The sequence below is a fragment of the Paenibacillus sp. M-152 genome (assembly GCF_003856555.1).
Lineage (GTDB): Bacteria > Bacillota > Bacilli > Paenibacillales > Paenibacillaceae > Paenibacillus > Paenibacillus polymyxa_C.
In genome coordinates this window covers 5,176,255-5,195,614 of record NZ_CP034141.1, presented here as the reverse complement: position 1 = coordinate 5,195,614, position 19,360 = coordinate 5,176,255, and the positions used below count along the sequence as shown (strand labels likewise).

General features: G+C 45.5%; 18 protein-coding genes and 1 other annotated feature. All 18 genes read left to right on the top strand.

The window, feature by feature from the left end:
- Positions 1 to 54: 54 nt before the first annotated feature.
- Entirely contained in the window at positions 55 to 480 is a 426-nt protein-coding gene (rplK, locus tag EGM68_RS22825) for a 50S ribosomal protein L11 (protein ID WP_040102789.1), read from the top strand.
- Between the two features lie 87 nt (positions 481 to 567).
- Positions 568 to 1,260 (top strand): 50S ribosomal protein L1, encoded by a 693-nt coding sequence (rplA, locus tag EGM68_RS22820; RefSeq protein WP_007432594.1) that lies wholly within the window; start codon positions 568 to 570, stop codon positions 1,258 to 1,260.
- 68 nt (positions 1,261 to 1,328) lie between these two features.
- Positions 1,329 to 1,480, top strand: a sequence feature (ribosomal protein L10 leader region).
- Positions 1,481 to 1,553: 73 nt separating this feature from the next.
- Positions 1,554 to 2,057 carry a 50S ribosomal protein L10 gene (rplJ, locus tag EGM68_RS22815; RefSeq protein WP_058831478.1) on the top strand — a complete coding sequence of 168 codons (504 nt, stop codon included), beginning with the start codon at positions 1,554 to 1,556 and terminating at the stop codon, positions 2,055 to 2,057.
- A 69-nt stretch (positions 2,058 to 2,126) separates the two neighbouring features.
- On the top strand, positions 2,127 to 2,492 hold the full coding sequence (rplL, locus tag EGM68_RS22810) for a 50S ribosomal protein L7/L12 (protein WP_013373275.1): 366 nt from the start codon (positions 2,127 to 2,129) through the stop codon (positions 2,490 to 2,492).
- A 156-nt stretch (positions 2,493 to 2,648) separates the two neighbouring features.
- Entirely contained in the window at positions 2,649 to 3,263 is a 615-nt protein-coding gene (locus EGM68_RS22805; protein ID WP_040102791.1) for a class I SAM-dependent methyltransferase, read from the top strand.
- Positions 3,264 to 3,606: 343 nt separating this feature from the next.
- Positions 3,607 to 7,152 (top strand): DNA-directed RNA polymerase subunit beta, encoded by a 3,546-nt coding sequence (gene rpoB / locus EGM68_RS22800; RefSeq protein WP_129550060.1) that lies wholly within the window; start codon positions 3,607 to 3,609, stop codon positions 7,150 to 7,152.
- 140 nt (positions 7,153 to 7,292) lie between these two features.
- Positions 7,293 to 10,907, top strand: a complete 3,615-nt coding sequence (gene rpoC / locus EGM68_RS22795) for a DNA-directed RNA polymerase subunit beta' (RefSeq protein ID WP_013373272.1) — start codon at positions 7,293 to 7,295, stop codon at positions 10,905 to 10,907.
- A gap of 221 nt (positions 10,908 to 11,128) precedes the next feature.
- A complete protein-coding gene (locus tag EGM68_RS22790; protein WP_013373271.1) occupies positions 11,129 to 11,380 on the top strand; it encodes a ribosomal L7Ae/L30e/S12e/Gadd45 family protein in 252 nt (83 codons plus the stop codon).
- Between the two features lie 144 nt (positions 11,381 to 11,524).
- Positions 11,525 to 11,947 (top strand): 30S ribosomal protein S12, encoded by a 423-nt coding sequence (gene rpsL / locus EGM68_RS22785; protein WP_007432587.1) that lies wholly within the window; start codon positions 11,525 to 11,527, stop codon positions 11,945 to 11,947.
- Between the two features lie 50 nt (positions 11,948 to 11,997).
- Entirely contained in the window at positions 11,998 to 12,468 is a 471-nt protein-coding gene (gene rpsG / locus EGM68_RS22780) for a 30S ribosomal protein S7 (RefSeq protein ID WP_007432586.1), read from the top strand.
- Between the two features lie 47 nt (positions 12,469 to 12,515).
- Positions 12,516 to 14,594 (top strand): elongation factor G, encoded by a 2,079-nt coding sequence (gene fusA / locus EGM68_RS22775; protein ID WP_016324746.1) that lies wholly within the window; start codon positions 12,516 to 12,518, stop codon positions 14,592 to 14,594.
- Between the two features lie 93 nt (positions 14,595 to 14,687).
- Positions 14,688 to 15,878: an elongation factor Tu gene (tuf, locus tag EGM68_RS22770; RefSeq protein ID WP_013373267.1), complete on the top strand. Its 1,191-nt coding sequence runs from the start codon at positions 14,688 to 14,690 to the stop codon at positions 15,876 to 15,878.
- A gap of 341 nt (positions 15,879 to 16,219) precedes the next feature.
- The gene (gene rpsJ / locus EGM68_RS22765; protein WP_005544556.1) at positions 16,220 to 16,528 is read left to right on the top strand and encodes a 30S ribosomal protein S10; all 309 of its coding nucleotides are present in this window, start codon (positions 16,220 to 16,222) and stop codon (positions 16,526 to 16,528) included.
- A 32-nt stretch (positions 16,529 to 16,560) separates the two neighbouring features.
- Positions 16,561 to 17,184, top strand: coding sequence for a 50S ribosomal protein L3 (gene rplC, locus EGM68_RS22760; RefSeq protein WP_013312161.1), 624 nt, complete (start codon positions 16,561 to 16,563; stop codon positions 17,182 to 17,184).
- Positions 17,185 to 17,210: 26 nt separating this feature from the next.
- Complete coding sequence (rplD, locus tag EGM68_RS22755; protein ID WP_013312160.1) at positions 17,211 to 17,834, top strand: 50S ribosomal protein L4; 624 nt, start codon at positions 17,211 to 17,213, stop codon at positions 17,832 to 17,834.
- The gene (gene rplW / locus EGM68_RS22750; RefSeq protein ID WP_013373266.1) at positions 17,834 to 18,124 is read left to right on the top strand and encodes a 50S ribosomal protein L23; all 291 of its coding nucleotides are present in this window, start codon (positions 17,834 to 17,836) and stop codon (positions 18,122 to 18,124) included. The genes rplD and rplW overlap by 1 nt, the downstream gene beginning before the upstream one ends.
- A 30-nt stretch (positions 18,125 to 18,154) precedes the next feature.
- Complete coding sequence (gene rplB / locus EGM68_RS22745) at positions 18,155 to 18,985, top strand: 50S ribosomal protein L2 (RefSeq protein ID WP_013373265.1); 831 nt, start codon at positions 18,155 to 18,157, stop codon at positions 18,983 to 18,985.
- A 72-nt stretch (positions 18,986 to 19,057) separates the two neighbouring features.
- Complete coding sequence (gene rpsS, locus EGM68_RS22740) at positions 19,058 to 19,336, top strand: 30S ribosomal protein S19 (RefSeq protein WP_007432579.1); 279 nt, start codon at positions 19,058 to 19,060, stop codon at positions 19,334 to 19,336.
- Positions 19,337 to 19,360 lie beyond the last annotated feature (24 nt).

The window sequence follows — 19,360 nt, the reverse complement described above, 5'->3', positions numbered from 1 at the left end:
TGTGGGAGGATCAATAGGTCCGTCTACCACTATTGAGTCAAGGAGGTGTCATCCATGGCAAAAAAGGTAATTAAAATGGTAAAACTGCAGATTCCTGCAGGGAAAGCTAATCCAGCGCCTCCAGTAGGTCCAGCTTTGGGTCAAGCAGGTGTCAACATTATGGCATTCTGTAAAGAATTCAATGCTCGTACTGCTGATCAAGCAGGCCTGATTATTCCGGTTGAAATTTCGGTATTTGAGGATCGTTCTTTTACGTTCATCACCAAAACTCCACCGGCTGCTGTTCTGTTGAAAGTTGCTGCTAAAATCGAAAAAGGTTCCGGTGAACCGAATAAAGCGAAAGTTGCAACTGTAAATCGCGCTGCTGTTCGTCAAATTGCAGAGCAAAAAATGCCTGACCTTAACGCAGCTTCCGTAGAATCGGCAATGCGTATGGTTGAAGGTACTGCTCGCAGCATGGGTATCACCATCGTAGATTAATTTTATTAATCTACGTGTGCCGGCAGTTTGACTGTCCGGTAAGTGTGGGAGGAATATCCGCTAATACCACATAAGGAGGAAAAGATAATGGCTAAACATGGTAAGAAGTACCTGGAAGCTGCTAAGCTGATTGACAGCGAAGCAACTTATGAGCCTTTGGAAGCCGTTGAATTGGTGAAAAAGGCTGCAACTGCTAAATTCGACGAAACCGTTGAAGCTGCAGTTCGTCTGGGCGTAGATTCCCGTAAACAAGACCAGGCTGTTCGTGGTGTTGTTGTCCTGCCACATGGTACGGGTAAAACACAACGTGTTCTGGTATTTGCAAAAGGTGACAAAGTGAAAGAAGCGGAAGCGGCTGGCGCTGATTTTGTTGGCGATCAAGATATGATCAACAAAATCCAACAAGGCTGGTTCGAATTCGACGTCTGCGTTGCGACACCTGATATGATGAGTGAGGTTGGTAAACTGGGTCGTTTGCTCGGTGGTAAAGGTTTGATGCCTAACCCTAAAGCAGGCACAGTTACTTTCGATGTTGCCAAGGCTGTTCAAGAAATTAAAGCCGGTAAAATCGAATACCGTCTCGACAAAGCAGGTCAAATTCACGCACCAATCGGCAAAGCTTCTTTCAGTGCTGAACAACTGAACGAAAACCTTAAAGCCTTGATTGAAGCCTTGAACCGTGCGAAGCCAGCGGCTGCTAAAGGTGTATACCTGAAAAACATCGCTATTTCTTCGACTATGGGACCAAGTGCACGTGTGAACGCATCTGTTTACAGATAATATTTTTATTGACAGGTTCAATTGAATTTGTTATTCTGTAAAAGTTGTGAGTCATTGTGACTGACCGTTAAAGTTGAATATGCTTACCGTAGACAGTAGGTGCCTTCGGGCTTAATTTCCTACCGAGGTGTTATGATAGAACGTTTCATGTGACGGGCTTGTCCCGTCCATGTAGATTTATCAAGCCTTCGTACTCTACGGAGGCTTTTTTCATGCTCATGAAAACGACTTTGGTAGATCACCAGAATGGGTGTTTCGAACAAAGTAGATAAATTGATCAGGAGGTGTACAGTTTGGCAAATGCAAAGGTGATTCAAGCAAAACAAGAAGCTGTTGAAGTTGTAGCTGCAAAATTGCGCGAGAGCGTAACAACTGTAGTTGCAGACTATCGCGGTCTGAATGTTGCCCAAGTAACTGAGCTGCGTAAGCAGCTTCGCGAAGCCGGAATCGAATTTCAAGTGCTGAAAAACACACTGCTCCGCCGTGCAACTGCGGAAGCAGGATTGACTGAACTGGACGCAGTATTGACAGGTCCTACTGCAATCGCGTTCGGTAAAGATGATGCAGTGTCTGCAGCTAAAATCTTGAACGATTTCGCTAAGAAAAACAATGCATTGGAACTGAAAGGTGCAGTTGTAGAAGGTCGTGTGATCGGTGTTGAGGAAATCAAAGCGCTGGCAGAACTGCCATCTCGCGAAGGTCTCCTTTCCATGCTCCTCAGCGTGCTTCAAGCTCCTATGCGCAACTTCGCGCTTGCAGTTAAAGCTGTTGCAGAAAAAGAAGAGCAAAGTGCATAAGTTGGGATTTAAACCTGCTGTATAGCAGTTAAGAACAAAAAAAATACGAATTTAAATGGAGGTTCAACCATGAGTAAAGAGCAAATCTTGGAAGCGATTAAAGGTATGTCCGTATTGGAACTGAACGATCTCGTGAAAGCAATCGAAGAAGAATTCGGCGTAACTGCAGCAGCTCCAGTAGCTGTAGCAGGTGGCGCAGCAGGTGGCGCAGCAGAAGCTGAGCAATCCGAGTTCGACGTAATCTTGACAAGCGCTGGCGCTTCCAAAATCAACGTTATCAAAGCAGTTCGCGAAATCACAGGTCTTGGCCTGAAAGAAGCAAAAGAACTGGTTGACAACGCTCCAAAACCACTGAAAGAAAAAGTTGCAAAAGAAGAAGCTGAATCCGTTAAAGCAAAATTGGAAGAAGCAGGCGCTTCTGTAGAAGTAAAATAATTGACTGCTCTCTAGCAGACAATGAATTAAAACAAACCCCTTGAGGTGATCTTCAAGGGGTTTGTTGCTGTAAAACGGTATTATGAACAGGTCTGAGATATTATTCTAAAGGCTATGATGTTAGTACGACCGTATAACCGAAAGAGGTGGGCGTGAATGGCTGATCATTATTACTCCAAACGGCCAGAGACGGCGCATGAACGACGAAGTTTAGAAACAGTGCTACGTGGACGTTCCTATCGATTTGCCAGCGATTCAGGCGTTTTTTCAAAGCAGGGAATTGATTATGGGAGTCGAGTGCTGATCGAAGCTATGCAACTTCCTACAAATGCCTCGGTATTGGATGTAGGATGTGGTTACGGACCGATTGGTTTGACGGCGGCAACGCTTGTCCCAGACGGACACGTTACAATGGTTGATATTAACGAGCGAGCCGTTCAATTAGCGGTAGAGAATGCGGAGCGTAATGGGATTAAAAATGTCACCATTAAGCAAAGTGATTTGTTTGCAGAAGTGCAACACGAACGTTTTGACGTGATCTTGACGAATCCTCCTATACGTGCAGGGAAGGAAACGGTGCACACCATTTTTGAACTTGCATATGAGCATTTAAACGAGGGTGGAGCTTTGTGGGTCGTCATCCAGAAAAAACAGGGTGCTCCTTCGGCGAGCGCTAAAATAGAGAGCCTTTTCGGTTATGTGGAGGAAGTTACGAAGGATAAAGGTTATCGGATTCTGAAGGCAGAAAAAACTTTTAGAAAAATGCAATAGGACCATTGACTTGAATCCTGGTCTGTGATATCATTATAAAATGTCAGTATTAGGATGCCCTCCATGGCTTTAGTTTGTTGAAATGTCAATAGATTTATGCGTAGCAGGGTATAGTATTTATACCTATTACGTATAATATAACCATTTTGGGCAAATCTACAAGTGATGAAGATCTTCCGGCAAGAGGATTCCGCAGATACGTCGCTCTTTTTTCGAATGCATTCGAGTAAGGGCTTTTCTGTATTTGTAAGATCGAATCTTCTGTATGTGTCTTATTATAAGGTCACAAACAGAGGTTCGCAATGTATTTTTAAAGTGAGTAGACATGAGGGGTGAGTTTAAGTTGGCAGGACATCTTGTTCAATATGGTCGACGCACTCGGCGCAGTTATGCACGTATTAATGAGGTACTCGAGGTTCCCAACCTGATTGAGATCCAACAAAAATCCTATGATTGGTTTTTGGAGGAAGGATTACGGGAAATGTTTCGGGATATTTCTCCAATTCAAGATTTCACAGGAAATCTGATTCTGGAGTTTATCGATTACTCTCTCGGAGAACCCAAATATACCGTTGACGACGCAAAGGAACGCGACGTTACGTATGCAGCACCGCTTCGGGTAAAAGTCCGGCTTATTAATAAAGAAACCGGGGAAGTGAAAGAGCAGGAAGTATTCATGGGAGACTTCCCGCTGATGACTGAAACGGGTACGTTTATTATTAACGGTGCGGAACGGGTTATTGTCAGCCAGTTGGTTCGCTCTCCCAGCGTCTATTTCAGCACAAAAGTCGACAAGAATGCGAAAACAACATACACCGCAACGGTAATTCCTAACCGGGGGGCTTGGCTCGAACTGGAGATGGATGCGAAGGATATTATCTATGTCCGGATTGACCGTACCCGTAAAATTCCGGTTACGGTGTTGCTGCGTGCGCTTGGCTTTGGCACTGATGCTGAGATTCTGGATTTGCTCGGCAATGACGAATATATCCGCAACACACTTGATAAAGACAACACGGATTCCACGGAGAAAGCGCTGATCGAAATTTATGAGCGTCTTCGTCCGGGTGAGCCGCCTACATTGGATAACGCAAAGAGCTTGCTTGTTGCACGTTTCTTTGATCCAAAACGTTATGATCTGGCCAACGTAGGCCGTTACAAAATCAATAAAAAGCTTCACATCAAAAACCGTCTGTTCAACCAACGGCTTGCTGAGACCCTGATTGATACGACAACTGGTGAAATCATTGCTGAAGCAGGGCAAATGGTAGACCGCCGCCTGTTGGACGAGATTTTGGCTCAACTGGAAGAGTCGGTTGGACACCGTACGTATCATGTTGCTAGTGGTGTTTTAGAAAGCAACGATATTCCGCTTCAAACGATTGATGTATTCTCGCCAATTGAAGACGGTAAAGTGGTAAAACTGATTGCCAATGGGAATATCGATAAATCGGTTAAGAACATTACGCCTGCCGATATTATTTCCTCCATCAGTTATTTTATTAACTTGCTTCACGGAATCGGAAGTACGGACGACATTGACCATTTGGGTAACCGTCGTTTGCGTTCTGTAGGTGAGTTGCTTCAAAATCAGTTCCGGATCGGTTTGTCCCGTATGGAACGCGTGGTGCGCGAAAGAATGTCGATTCAGGATGCTAATGTAATCACGCCACAGGCGCTGATTAACATACGTCCGGTCATTGCGTCGATTAAAGAGTTCTTTGGTAGCTCCCAGCTGTCTCAGTTTATGGATCAGACAAACCCGCTTGCTGAATTAACGCACAAACGTCGTCTGTCTGCACTCGGACCCGGCGGTTTGACGCGCGAACGCGCGGGCATGGAAGTACGTGACGTCCATCCAAGTCACTACGGCCGTATGTGTCCTATTGAGACACCAGAGGGACCGAACATTGGTTTGATCAACTCTTTGTCCACTTTCGCACGTATTAATGAGTATGGATTTATCGAAGCTCCTTATCGTTGGGTAGATCCGAAAACCGGAAAAGTTACAGACCAGATTGATTACCTGACTGCTGATGAGGAAGATAACTACATCGTTGCTCAGGCAAATGCGGAACTAACAGAAGAAAACACCTTTAAGGATGAAATCGTTATTGTCCGCTATAACAAGCAGTCTGATAACATTATTCCAATGGCAAGTAGCCGTGTTGATTACATGGACGTATCGCCTAAACAGGTCGTATCGGTCGCAACTGCACTGATTCCGTTCCTGGAGAATGATGACTCGAACCGCGCACTGATGGGTTCCAACATGCAGCGGCAGGCTGTGCCACTGCTGATTCCGAAAGCGCCTTTGGTAGGAACAGGGATGGAACATAAGTCTGCAAAAGATTCTGGTGTTTGCGTTGTCTCCAAGTACAACGGGGTAATTGAACGTTCTTCGGCTAACGAAATTTGGCTGCGTCGTATTGAAAAGGTAGACGGTACTGAAGTAAAAGGCGATATTGTTAAGTATAAATTACACAAATTTATGCGTTCTAACCAAGGAACATGCATTAATCAGCGTCCGATTGTGAACAGAGGCGATATTGTCAAGGTTGGCGATATTCTTGCCGATGGTCCTTCCACCGAGATGGGTGAGTTGGCACTGGGACGTAACGTTGTCGTAGCGTTCATGACTTGGGAAGGTTATAACTACGAGGATGCGATCTTGCTGAGCGAGAAGCTGGTTAAAGAGGATGTATATACCTCGATCCATATCGAGGAATACGAATCTGAAGCTCGTGATACGAAGCTTGGACCAGAAGAAATCACTCGTGATATTCCGAATGTTGGTGAAGAAGCGCTTCGCAATTTAGATGAACGCGGCATCATTCGCATCGGTGCGGAAATCGCCGCAGGTGACATTCTTGTTGGTAAAGTAACACCTAAGGGTGTGACTGAGTTGACAGCTGAAGAACGTCTATTGCATGCGATCTTCGGTGAGAAGGCGCGCGAGGTTCGTGATACTTCCTTGAGAGTTCCTCACGGAACTGACGGGATCGTTGTAGATGTTAAAGTATTTACACGTGAAAATGGCGATGAGCTGCCACCGGGTGTAAACCAGCTGGTGCGCGTATACATTGCTCAAAAACGTAAAATTTCCGAAGGCGATAAAATGGCTGGACGTCACGGTAACAAGGGTGTCGTTGCCCGTATTCTGCCTGAAGAAGATATGCCATTCTTGCCGGATGGCACCCCAGTACAAGTCGTACTGAACCCGCTGGGCGTACCTTCCCGGATGAACATCGGACAGGTGCTTGAAGTGCATCTGGGTATGGCTGCAATGCGTCTTGGTATCCATGTGGCAACTCCAGTATTCGATGGTGCCAAGGAATATGACGTATTTGATACGATGGAAGAAGCGGGTATGCAACGCAATGGTAAAACGGTGTTGTATGATGGACGTACAGGTGATCGTTTTGAACGTGAAGTTACTGTCGGTGTCATGCACATGATCAAACTGGCGCACATGGTAGACGATAAGATCCATGCCCGTTCTACAGGTCCTTACTCTCTCGTTACGCAACAGCCATTGGGTGGTAAAGCCCAATTCGGTGGTCAGCGCTTCGGGGAGATGGAAGTATGGGCACTGGAAGCTTACGGTGCAGCGTACACGCTTCAGGAAATTTTGACTGTGAAATCCGATGATGTGGTTGGACGTGTTAAAACTTACGAATCCATCGTCAAAGGTGAAAATGTCCCTGAACCAGGTGTTCCTGAATCATTCAAGGTCTTGATCAAAGAGCTGCAAAGCTTGGGTATGGACGTGAAGATTCTGTCTGAAGACGAACAAGAGATCGAAATGAGAGAGCTTGATGATGAAGATGACACAACTGGCGATAAGCTGAGTTTGAATCTGGAAGGCTCTGAGGTTGGCGTAGAGTAGATTGACTGCTGACTGACTCATATCAGCTTTGTTATATGCTTTGATCCATTTTTGGATGGATCAGGCTTCTTGATACCGCCCGGTGCTGCCGGGCGGTATCAAACCTAAAAACTCAGGATTTGGTTAAGGAGGGTTGCTCCTTGTTGGACGTTAACAATTTCGAATATATGAAAATCGGGCTTGCTTCCCCCGAAAAGATTCGTTCTTGGTCCCGCGGAGAAGTCAAAAAACCGGAGACGATTAACTATCGTACGCTTAAACCGGAAAAAGAAGGACTATTTTGCGAGAAAATTTTCGGACCTACGAAAGATTGGGAATGTCACTGTGGTAAGTACAAACGTGTACGCTATAAAGGTGTTGTCTGTGACCGCTGTGGAGTAGAAGTTACTCGCGCTAAGGTTCGCCGTGAGCGTATGGGCCACATTGAGTTGGCTGCTCCTGTATCGCACATTTGGTACTTCAAAGGCATTCCGAGTCGTATGGGTCTTGCTCTTGATATGTCTCCAAGATCTTTGGAAGAGATCATTTACTTCGCATCTTATGTTGTAACCGATCCAGGAGATACGCCTTTGGAGAAAAAGCAACTCCTGTCCGAGAAAGAATACCGCAGCTATCGTGAGAAATATGGCTACGGATTCCAGGCGGGAATGGGTGCTGAAGCGGTTAAAAAGCTTCTTCAAGATTTAGATATAGACAAAGAATTAGAATTCTTGAAAGAAGAGCTACGTACAGCTCAAGGGCAACGTCGAAACCGTGCGATCAAACGCCTTGAAGTTATTGAGGCATTCCGTAACTCTGGTAACCAACCGGATTGGATGATCATGGACGTACTGCCTGTTATTCCTCCTGAGCTTCGTCCAATGGTACAGCTGGACGGTGGACGTTTTGCTACTTCTGACCTTAATGATCTGTATCGTCGTGTTATTAACCGTAATAACCGTCTGAAACGCTTGTTAGATTTGGGTGCGCCAGATATTATCGTGCAAAATGAAAAACGGATGCTGCAGGAAGCTGTTGATGCTCTGATTGATAATGGTCGTCGTGGTCGTCCTGTTACAGGTCCGGGTAATCGTCCTTTGAAATCCCTCAGCCATATGCTGAAAGGTAAACAAGGACGTTTCCGTCAAAACTTGCTCGGGAAACGTGTTGACTATTCCGGTCGTTCCGTTATCGTAGTAGGCCCGTACTTGAAGATGTACCAATGTGGTCTGCCGAAAGAAATGGCGCTGGAGCTGTTCAAGCCTTTTGTTATGAAAGAGCTTGTTAACAAAGGTTTGGCACACAACATTAAGAGCGCGAAGCGTAAAGTAGAGCGTGTGAGTGCTGAAGTGTGGGATGTACTCGAAGAAGTAATCAAGGAGCATCCGGTTCTTCTAAACCGTGCCCCTACGCTGCATAGACTAGGTATTCAAGCGTTTGAACCGATCTTGGTTGAAGGTCGTGCGATTCGTTTGCATCCGCTCGTATGTACGGCATACAATGCTGACTTTGACGGTGACCAAATGGCGGTTCACGTTCCGCTGTCTGCAGAGGCTCAAGCGGAAGCTCGTTTGCTCATGCTGGCATCCGGCAACATTTTGAATCCGAAAGACGGCAAGCCTGTTGTTACTCCTTCCCAGGATATGGTCCTTGGCTCATTCTATTTGACAATGGACAACAAGGAAGAAGAAGGAAGTAACATGATCCTTCGCAACCCGAATGAGGCTATCTCAGCTTACCAACGCGGAACAGCGGGTCTTCATGCTCGTGTAGCTATTCCGGTTAAAGCTTTGAATAAAACGAGCTTTACAGAGAAGCAGCAGGATGCGATGTTGATTACAACCGTGGGTAAAATTATCTTTAATGAGATTTTCCCAGCAAGCTTCCCGTATATCAATGACGCTACTCGTGCCAACCTGCTCTATGGTACTGCTGAAGAGTTCTTTGTTTACGAGAAAGGTGTAAATCTTACTGAAGCCATCCAGAACGCTCCGCAAGCTGGTGGAGTGGGCAAGGATTACCTTGGTAATATCATCGCCCGTTGCTTTGAGATTTACCATACGACAGAAACCGCCGTGATTTTGGATAAGATCAAACAGCTTGGCTTTACGTATTCTACTCGTGCAGGTGTGACGGTTGCTGTGGCAGACGTAGTTGTACCTCAAGAGAAACAGGATATTCTTAAGGCATCTGATGATAAAGCACAAGTCGTGACCAATCAGTACCGTCGTGGTCTGATTACGAACGAGGAACGCTATGACCGGATTATTGATATTTGGTCTAAGGCTAAAGACGATATTACAGACATTTTGATGAAATCCATGGATCGCTACAACTCTATCATGATGATGGTTGACTCTAAAGCGCGTGGTAACAAATCACAGATTACCCAGCTTGGCGGTATGCGTGGACTGATGGCGAATCCATCTGGTCGTATTATCGAGCTCCCAATCAAATCGAACTTCCGTGAAGGTCTGACAGTACTTGAGTACTTTATCTCCACTCACGGAGCGCGTAAAGGTTTGGCGGATACAGCCTTACGTACGGCTGACTCTGGTTACCTAACTCGTCGTCTCGTTGATGTGGCGCAGGATGTTATCGTGCGCGAAGATGACTGCGGAACGGATAAAGGCTTTACAGTAAGTCGCATCCAGGACGGTAAAGAAGTCATTGAGGACCTGTACGATCGTCTGGAAGGTCGCTATTGCTTCGAAACCGTACGTCATCCTGAAACGGGTGAAATCTTGGCTAGACGCAACGAACTGATTGACTCCAACAAAGCTGAAGCGATCGTTAAAGCTGGTGTGGATAAAGTTCAAATTCGTTCCGTACTAAGCTGCCGTGCTAAACATGGCGTCTGCAAAAAATGTTACGGCCGTAATCTGGCTACTGGCAAGCACGTTGAGATTGGTGAAGCGGTTGGTATTATCGCGGCTCAATCCATCGGTGAACCAGGGACACAGCTCACTATGCGTACGTTCCACACAGGTGGTGTAGCGGGCGACGATATCACCCAAGGTTTGCCTCGTATCCAGGAGCTTTTTGAAGCGCGTAATCCTAAAGGTCAGGCAACCATCAGTGAAATTGATGGTGTAGTTAAAGAGGTTCGTGAAGGGAAAGACCGTCGCGAAATCGACATTCAGGGTGAAGCTGAAACAAAAACCTATTCGGTCACTTATGGTTCACGTCTACGCGTAAGCGAAGGCATGACTGTGGAAGCCGGGGACGAACTGACGGATGGTTCGATTGACCCTAAAGAAATGCTGCGTATAAAAGGTATTCGCGGGGTGCAGAACTATATCCTTCAGGAAGTTCAACGTGTATACCGGAACCAGGGTGTAGAAATCAACGACAAGCACGTAGAAGTTATGATTCGTCAAATGTTGCGTAAAATTCGTATCATTGATGCGGGCGACACGACACTGCTTCCTGGTTCATTTGTTGATGTGCATGAGTATGAAAATGCAAACAAGATAGCGATTCTCAGCGGTCAAGAACCAGCGGTGGCCAAACCAGTTCTTCTTGGTATCACCAAGGCGTCTTTGGAAACTGACTCCTTCTTGTCAGCAGCTTCCTTCCAGGAAACTACTCGTGTCCTGACAGATGCAGCTATCAAAGGAAAAGTCGATCAGTTGCTTGGATTGAAAGAGAATGTAATTATCGGTAAATTGATCCCTGCGGGAACAGGTATGAACCGTTACCGTAGCGTGAAATTTGCCCAGCCTGAAGAGGGGCAATCCTCATCTGAGGAGCTCGAACCCATTTCAGCTGAGTAGTAATATAAAAAAAGTATGATAAGCCCGGAACACCGTAGATATAAGCTTTGGTAAAGGTTGTAGCAACGGTGCTCCGGTGCTTCTTATAAAAATGTAACGTATTACTTTGTTTAAATAGATTATAGTTGATAATTGTCTTGACATTGTTCATAGTCAATGCTAATATAGCAAAGGTGCGTGAGCAGCCTATATGCTATTGGGTCTTTTCGGAGGAATGAGATATGTCTAAAGAACAGGGACTGCAAGATGCTCATGTCAAAATCGGTACCAAACAAACCATTCGTATGGTAGAATTGGGCTTCGCCTCGGAAGTATATGTGGCAGAAGATGCAGATCAGCGTTTCACTTCCAACATCATTGATTTGTGCAATAAGCACGGGGTCAAAGTGACTCTCGTAGATACAATGAAAAATCTCGGAGCTGCATGCGGGATTGAAGTGGGAGCCGCGATGGCTGCTATCGTAAAACAATAGGGTAAGGAACGTTTTTGTCTAGGGAATCGTTATTCTTGGCGGCAAAGACTTTTCATTTGTTCTTTTATGAACCGCCTGGGTCTGTGGGCTTAGATAAGGTTTATAAAGTAACAGCAAAAATTGAGGAAGGGGGTGGCAACCAACATGCCAACTATTAACCAACTGGTTCGTAAAGGACGTCAAGCCAAAATCGAGAAATCGAAATCACCGGCTTTGCAAAAAGGTTTTAATGCCTTGAAACGTGAAGCTACCGACATCAGTGCCCCGCAAAAACGCGGAGTGTGCACTCGTGTAGGTACTATGACTCCGAAAAAACCGAACTCCGCACTTCGTAAATATGCCCGTGTTCGCTTGACGAACCGTGTAGAGGTGACTGCTTACATTCCAGGTATTGGACATAACCTTCAAGAACACAGCGTAGTGCTGATTCGCGGTGGTCGTGTAAAAGACCTTCCGGGTGTACGTTACCACATCGTTCGCGGTGCCTTGGATACTGCAGGCGTAAACAACCGCATGCAAGCTCGTTCCAAATACGGCGCAAAACGCCCTAAAGCTAAAAAATCCTAATGAATATAAACCGCATATGCAGGTTTAACATGTAAGAAAGGGGGATATCCATGCCACGCAAAGGTCCAGTTACCAAAAGAGACGTGTTGCCAGATCCGGTATACAACAGCAAGTTGGTTACTCGCTTGATCAACCGCATCATGCTCGACGGAAAACGAGGCGTTGCTCAAAGCATTCTGTATAATGCGTTCAAGCTTATCCAAGAACGTACGGGTAATGACCCGATGGAAGTATTTGAAGCAGCTATCAAGAATATCATGCCAGTCCTGGAAGTTAAAGCACGCCGTGTCGGCGGTGCCAACTACCAAGTACCAATCGAGGTAAAACCAGAAAGACGTACGTCCCTGGGATTACGTTGGCTCGTAAACTACTCCCGCAACCGCGGCGAGAAAACTATGGAAGAGCGTTTGGCGGCTGAGATTATCGATGCTTCCAACAACACAGGCGCTTCCGTGAAGAAACGTGAAGATACGCACAAAATGGCTGAAGCAAACAAAGCGTTTGCTCACTATCGTTGGTAGGATTCAGCTCAAAAAAATAACTTCAATTTTGAAGGGAGACCCATTTCATGGCAAGAGAGTTCTCCTTGAAAAATACACGTAATATCGGGATCATGGCTCATATTGACGCGGGTAAAACCACAACAACAGAGCGGATCTTGTTCTACACAGGCCGTACGCACAAAATCGGTGAAGTTCACGAAGGTGCTGCGACAATGGACTGGATGGAACAAGAACAAGAGCGCGGAATCACGATTACTTCCGCTGCGACGACCGCTGCCTGGAAAGGTCACCGCGTCAATATCATCGACACCCCGGGGCACGTTGACTTCACTGTTGAAGTTGAACGTTCCCTTCGTGTATTGGACGGAGCAGTTGGTGTTTTCAGTGCGAAAGAAGGCGTTGAGCCTCAGTCTGAAACTGTATGGAGACAGGCTGATCGCTATGGCGTTCCACGGATCGCATATGTAAACAAGATGGACATTATTGGTGCCGACTTCTTGAACGTTGTAGCAGATATGCGTGATCGCCTTCAAGCGAACGCAGTTGCTATTCAACTTCCAATCGGTGCAGAAAATGACTTTTTAGGTATCATCGATATCGTTGGACAAAAGGCTTATATGTACAAAGATGACCTTGGCCAAAATATCGAAGAAACCGAAATTCCTGCGGAATACAAAGACAAAGTCGAAGAACTCCGCAACGAATTGATTGAGAAGGTTGCTGAACTGGATGAAGATTTGACTATGAAATACCTTGAAGGCGAAGAGATCACGGTTGAAGAAATTAAAGCCGCTCTCCGCAAAGGTGTTGTAGAAGTTAAGATCTTCCCAGTTATCTGTGGATCTTCTTACCGTAACAAAGGTGTTCAGTTGATGCTGGACGCTGTTGTTGATTACCTGCCAGCTCCTATTGATGTACCAAGTATTCAAGGTCATCTGGAAGATGGAACGGAAGTTGAACGTCATTCTTCTGATGAAGAGCCTTTCTCCGCATTGGCCTTCAAAATTATGACGGACCCTTACGTTGGTAAATTGACATTCTTCCGCGTATATTCCGGTGTTCTTCAATCCGGTTCTTACGTATTGAATGCAACAAAAGGCAAACGTGAACGTATCGGGCGTATTCTTCAAATGCACGCGAATAGCCGTCAAGAAATCACTGAAGTTTACTCCGGTGACATTGCGGCAGCCGTAGGTTTGAAAGATACAGGTACAGGTGATACACTGTGTGATGAGAAGAATCCTGTTATTCTCGAATCTATGAACTTTCCTGATCCGGTTATCGAAATCGCGGTTGAGCCTAAAACCAAAGCTGACCAAGACAAGATGGCAGTTGCACTCGGTAAGTTGACCGAAGAAGATCCAACTCTTCGTGCTTCTACTAACGAAGAAACTGGCCAAACTATCTTGGCAGGTATGGGTGAGCTTCACTTGGACATTATCATTGACCGTATGCGTCGTGAGTTCAAAGTGGAAACCAATGTTGGTAAACCACAGGTAGCATACCGTGAAACATTCCGTGCTCCAGCACGTGTTGAAGGTAAGTTTGTTCGTCAATCCGGTGGTCGTGGTCAATATGGTCACGTATGGGTTGAGTTCGAACCACTCGAAGCAGGTACTGGTAGCCAGTTTGAAAGCAAGGTTGTCGGTGGCTCTGTTCCAAGAGAATACATCGGACCTGCACTTGCTGGTATTGAAGAGCAAATGAAAAACGGTGTCCTTGCAGGCTTCCCGCTTGTGGACGTTAAAGCTACAATTGTGGATGGATCATACCATGATGTCGATTCCAATGAAATGGCATTTAAAATTGCCGGTTCAATGGCGCTGAAAGCAGCGAAAGACAAATGTAAACCTGTATTGCTTGAGCCGATTATGAAAGTTGAAGTAACGGTTCCAGAGGAATACATGGGTGACGTAATGGGTATGCTGAACTCCCGTCGTGGTCGGATTGAAGGTATGGATTCCCGTGGTGGTGCCCAAATTATTCGTGCAATGGTTCCATTGTCCGAAATGTTTGGATATTCCACTACACTTCGCTCCGGTACACAAGGACGCGGTGTGTTCTCCATGGAGCTTCATCACTATGAAGAAGTTCCGAAGAGCATTGCTGAAGAGATCGTTGCCAAAACCAAAGGCGGCGAGTAATACAGTGTATTAGCTGATCGGATACTCTAGGTTATTCCAAAAGGTTTCCGACAGCCTAAAAATAAAACATGTTATTGAGGAGGAATTGTTCAAATGGCAAAGGCTAAGTTTGAACGTAACAAACCGCACGTTAATATCGGTACAATTGGTCACGTCGATCATGGTAAAACAACTTTGACTGCTGCAATCACAACTGTACTTTCCAAAACTTACGGTGGTGCTGCTGTAGCATTCGATCAAATCGATAAAGCTCCAGAAGAGCGCGAACGCGGTATCACAATCTCCACTGCACACGTGGAATACGAAACACCTAACCGTCACTATGCACACGTTGACTGCCCAGGTCACGCCGACTATGTTAAAAACATGATCACTGGCGCTGCACAAATGGACGGAGCGATTCTGGTTGTATCCGCAGCTGACGGTCCTATGCCGCAAACTCGCGAACACATCCTCTTGTCCCGTCAAGTAGGTGTTCCATACATCGTTGTATTCCTGAACAAATGCGACATGGTTGAAGACGAAGAGTTGCTGGAATTGGTTGAAATGGAAGTTCGCGACTTGCTGAGCGAGTATGACTTCCCAGGCGACGACACTCCAATCACTCGTGGTTCCGCTCGTGAAGCACTGCAAAACCCAGATGGCGACTGGGCTAAGAAAATCGTTGAAATGTTCGAAACAATCGACACTTACATCCCAACTCCAGAACGCGACACTGACAAGCCTTTCCTTATGCCTGTCGAGGACGTATTCTCCATCACTGGTCGTGGTACAGTTGCTACAGGCCGTGTAGAGCGTGGTACTGTTAAAGTGGGCGACGAAATCGAAATCATCGGTATTCAAGAAGAATCCCGTAAATCCGTAGTAACAGGCGTAGAAATGTTCCGTAAATTGCTTGACTCCGCTCAAGCTGGTGACAACATCGGCGCACTGCTTCGCGGTGTAGATCGTGCACAAATCGAGCGTGGCCAAGTATTGGCTAAACCAGGTTCTGTTAACCCACATACAGAATTCTCTGCTCAAATCTACGTTTTGACTAAAGAAGAAGGCGGACGTCACAAACCTTTCTTCACTGGTTACCGTCCACAGTTCTACTTCCGTACAACTGACGTAACTGGTATCATTACTCTGCCAGAAGGTTCCGAAATGGTAATGCCTGGTGATAACATTACGGTTACTGTTCAACTGATCAGCCCAATCGCGATTGAAGAAGGAACTAAGTTCTCCATTCGTGAAGGTGGACGTACAGTTGGTGCAGGCGCTGTAGCAACAATCTCCAAATAATAAGGCTACGGGCCTTGAATATAGCAACATTGTACTGGAACGAGTAACATCGTATTGGAACGAAGTAAAACGAGCCCCTGCCATGGTGCGGGGGCTTTTCTCTTGAGGAAAATTGCAAGCTACGAGCACAATTGTTATCTTTGAAAATAAGATGCATTGTTTTTTTACGTTTTTGCTTGCAATAGGCAGAAGTATTCGATATAATAACTAATGTTGTTTGTGACTGTGCGATGATGTGAGAGGTTACTGACACACCCGGCCCCTTTGCCATGGGAGGGCTGTCGGAAAATTTTCACGGAGTATGTCCGATACCAAATTGGGCGATAGAAGGAGGGACTAAAATGGCAAAGCAAAAAATTCGTATTCGTTTGAAAGCTTACGATCACAGAATTCTTGATCAATCCGCTGAGAAAATTGTTGAAACAGCTAAACGTTCGGGTGCAGGTGTTTCCGGACCAATCCCGCTGCCAACTGAAAAACAAATCATTACTATTCTCCGTGCGGTACACAAGTACAAGGATTCTCGGGAACAATTCGAAATGCGCACACACAAGCGTTTGATCGACATTGTTAATCCGACTCCACAAACTGTGGATGCCTTGATGCGCTTGGACCTGCCGTCCGGTGTAGATATCGAAATTAAATTGTAATATGTAATCAGGAAAAGAAAAGAGGTGTCAACATGAAAGGTATCTTAGGAAAAAAACTCGGAATGACTCAAGTGTTTACCCCTGAAGGTAACGTACTTGCTGTTACGGTTATCGAAGCTGGTCCTTGTGTTGTTCTGCAAAAGAAAGATCTGGAAAACGATGGATACGAAGCTATCCAACTCGGATTCTCTGATAAAAAAGAAAAAAGATCCAACAAACCTGAAGCAGGGCATGCTAAAAAAGCAAATACTGCACCTAAGCGCTACGTTCGTGAACTTCGTGGCATCGACCTTGCTGCGTACGAGGTTGGCCAAGAACTGAAGGCTGATGTCTTCACAGAAGGCGAATTCGTTGACGTAACAGGTATTTCTAAAGGTAAAGGTTTTGCCGGCGTTATCAAACGTTGGGGACAAAGCCGCGGACCAATGGCACACGGCTCGCGTTACCACAGAGGTCCAGGTTCTATGGGTTCCATTCAAGCTAACCGCGTTCCTAAAGGTAAACACTTGCCAGGACACATGGGGCATGAAACGGTAACGATTCAACGCCTTGAAGTTGTTAAGATCGATACAGAACGTAATGTATTGCTCGTGAAAGGTTCCATTCCAGGACCTAAAAACAGCTTCGTTAAAGTATTAGAAACGGTGAAAAAATAATCAACTGAGGAAAGGAGGAACACAAAATGCCAAAAGTAGCACTATTTAATATTAGTGGCAGCCAAGTTGGCGAAATTGAATTGAACGATGCAGTGTTCGGTATCGAACCGAATAAACACGTTCTTCATGACGCTGTTGTTATGCAATTGGCTTCCCTGCGTCAAGGTACTCACAAAGTAAAAGGACGTTCTGAAGTACGTGGCGGCGGACGTAAACCTTGGAAACAAAAAGGTACTGGTCGCGCTCGTCAAGGTTCAATTCGTGCACCACAATGGGTTGGTGGCGGTACTGTATTCGGTCCGACTCCACGCAGCTATGCTTACAAATTGCCTAAAAAAGTTCGTCGTCTGGCGATCAAATCGGCACTGTCATCCAAAGTGATTGAGAATGAAATCATCGTATTGGACGCTCTTACACTGAACGGACCTAAAACGAAAGAATTCGCAGCCATTTTGAATAACCTTAAAGCTGATCGTAAAGCATTGATTGTAGCTCCTAGCTATGATGACAATGTAGCACTGTCCGCTCGTAATATTCCTGGTGTGAAGTTTGTAGCCGCAGACGGCATTAATGTTCTTGATGTGCTCGGACACGACAAACTGATCATTACGAAGGAAGCAGTTCAGAAGGTAGAGGAGGTGCTCGCGTAATGAAGGATCCTCGTGATATTATCAAACGTCCGATTATCACCGAACGTACGGCTGGTATGATGAATGACTTGAAATATGTTTTCGAAGTTGACATTCGTTCCAATAAAGTCGAAGTTAAAAAAGCAATCGAAGCGATTTTTAACGTGAAAGTAAGTAACGTTAATACACTTCGTGTGCCTGCGAAACCAAAACGCTACGGTCGTCATTCCGGCTATACGAGCGAGTGGAAGAAAGCGTTCGTAACGCTGAGCAAAGACAGTAAGCCGCTTGAGTTTTTTGAAACAGTATAATTGAATCTGTAAAGTAAGGAGGGAAACTCAGTGCCAATTAAAAAGTATAAACCGACGTCCCCGGCCAGACGTGCAATGTCTGTATCTACTTTCGAGGAGATCACAACAAATCAGCCCGAGAAATCGTTGCTGGCACCTCTGAGCAAGCAAGCTGGACGTAATAACCAAGGTAAAATTACAGTTCGTCATCATGGCGGCGGACACAAACGTAAATACCGTATTATTGACTTCAAACGTAACAAAGATGGAATACCGGGCCGCGTTGCTACGATCGAATATGATCCAAACCGTACGTCCAACATCGCACTTATCCACTATGTGGATGGTGAAAAACGTTACATCATCGCTCCTAAAGGTCTGAAAGTAGGAGATATAGTGGTATCCGGTCCGGACTCCGATATTAAAATCGGTAACTCCTTGCCATTGGAAAATATTCCAGTAGGTACGGTTATCCACAATATCGAATTGAAACCGGGTAAAGGTGGCCAACTTGTTCGTGCTGCTGGTACGGAAGCCCAACTTCTTGGTAAAGAAGAGAAGTATGTTACAATTCGTTTGACCTCTGGTGAAGTGCGTCGCATTCTGAAAGTTTGCCGTGCTACAATTGGATCTGTTGGTAACGAAGACCACGAACTTGTTAAAATCGGTAAAGCTGGTCGTAGTCGTTGGTTGGGACAACGTCCTGAAGTTCGCGGTGTTGTTATGAACCCTAACGATCACCCACACGGTGGTGGTGAAGGTCGCGCTCCAATCGGACGTAAATCTCCAATGTCTCCATGGGGTAAACCAACCCTTGGTTACAAGACACGTAAAAAAGGCAAAGCATCTGATAAGTACATCGTTCGTCGTCGTACTAAGTAATAAAACGTGCGCTTAAGTCGCACGTTAACATATTAAAGAACGACTACGTTTTAACGAAGGGAGGATTCACAAATGGGTCGCAGTCTCAAAAAAGGACCATTTATTGATGGTTACCTGTTGAAAAAAGTAGAGGTTTTGAACGAGTCTGACAAAAAAGTCGTGATCAAAACTTGGTCCCGTCGCTCTACGATTTTCCCGCAATTTATCGGACACACGTTTGGTGTATATGATGGTCGTAAACACGTGCCTGTATACGTAACGGAAGATATGGTTGGACACAAATTGGGCGAATTCGCTCCAACGCGTACGTACAAAGGCCATACGGATGACGATAAGAAAACAAGAAGATAATCAACACAGCGTAGTGTTTGAGAG

Excerpts from the sequence above, each read along its gene's own strand:
- rplD (WP_013312160.1), top strand. The coding sequence starts at position 17,211 with ATGCCAAAAGTAGCACTATTTAATATTAGTGGCAGCCAAGTTGGCGAA.
- rplA (WP_007432594.1), top strand. The coding sequence starts at position 568 with ATGGCTAAACATGGTAAGAAGTACCTGGAAGCTGCTAAGCTGATTGAC.
- rpsS (WP_007432579.1), top strand. The coding sequence starts at position 19,058 with ATGGGTCGCAGTCTCAAAAAAGGACCATTTATTGATGGTTACCTGTTG.
- rplC (WP_013312161.1), top strand. The coding sequence starts at position 16,561 with ATGAAAGGTATCTTAGGAAAAAAACTCGGAATGACTCAAGTGTTTACC.
- EGM68_RS22805 (WP_040102791.1), top strand. The coding sequence starts at position 2,649 with ATGGCTGATCATTATTACTCCAAACGGCCAGAGACGGCGCATGAACGA.
- fusA (WP_016324746.1), top strand. The coding sequence starts at position 12,516 with ATGGCAAGAGAGTTCTCCTTGAAAAATACACGTAATATCGGGATCATG.
- tuf (WP_013373267.1), top strand. The coding sequence starts at position 14,688 with ATGGCAAAGGCTAAGTTTGAACGTAACAAACCGCACGTTAATATCGGT.
- rpsL (WP_007432587.1), top strand. The coding sequence starts at position 11,525 with ATGCCAACTATTAACCAACTGGTTCGTAAAGGACGTCAAGCCAAAATC.
- rpsG (WP_007432586.1), top strand. The coding sequence starts at position 11,998 with ATGCCACGCAAAGGTCCAGTTACCAAAAGAGACGTGTTGCCAGATCCG.
- rplK (WP_040102789.1), top strand. The coding sequence starts at position 55 with ATGGCAAAAAAGGTAATTAAAATGGTAAAACTGCAGATTCCTGCAGGG.
- rplW (WP_013373266.1), top strand. The coding sequence starts at position 17,834 with ATGAAGGATCCTCGTGATATTATCAAACGTCCGATTATCACCGAACGT.
- rpsJ (WP_005544556.1), top strand. The coding sequence starts at position 16,220 with ATGGCAAAGCAAAAAATTCGTATTCGTTTGAAAGCTTACGATCACAGA.
- EGM68_RS22790 (WP_013373271.1), top strand. The coding sequence starts at position 11,129 with ATGTCTAAAGAACAGGGACTGCAAGATGCTCATGTCAAAATCGGTACC.
- rplL (WP_013373275.1), top strand. The coding sequence starts at position 2,127 with ATGAGTAAAGAGCAAATCTTGGAAGCGATTAAAGGTATGTCCGTATTG.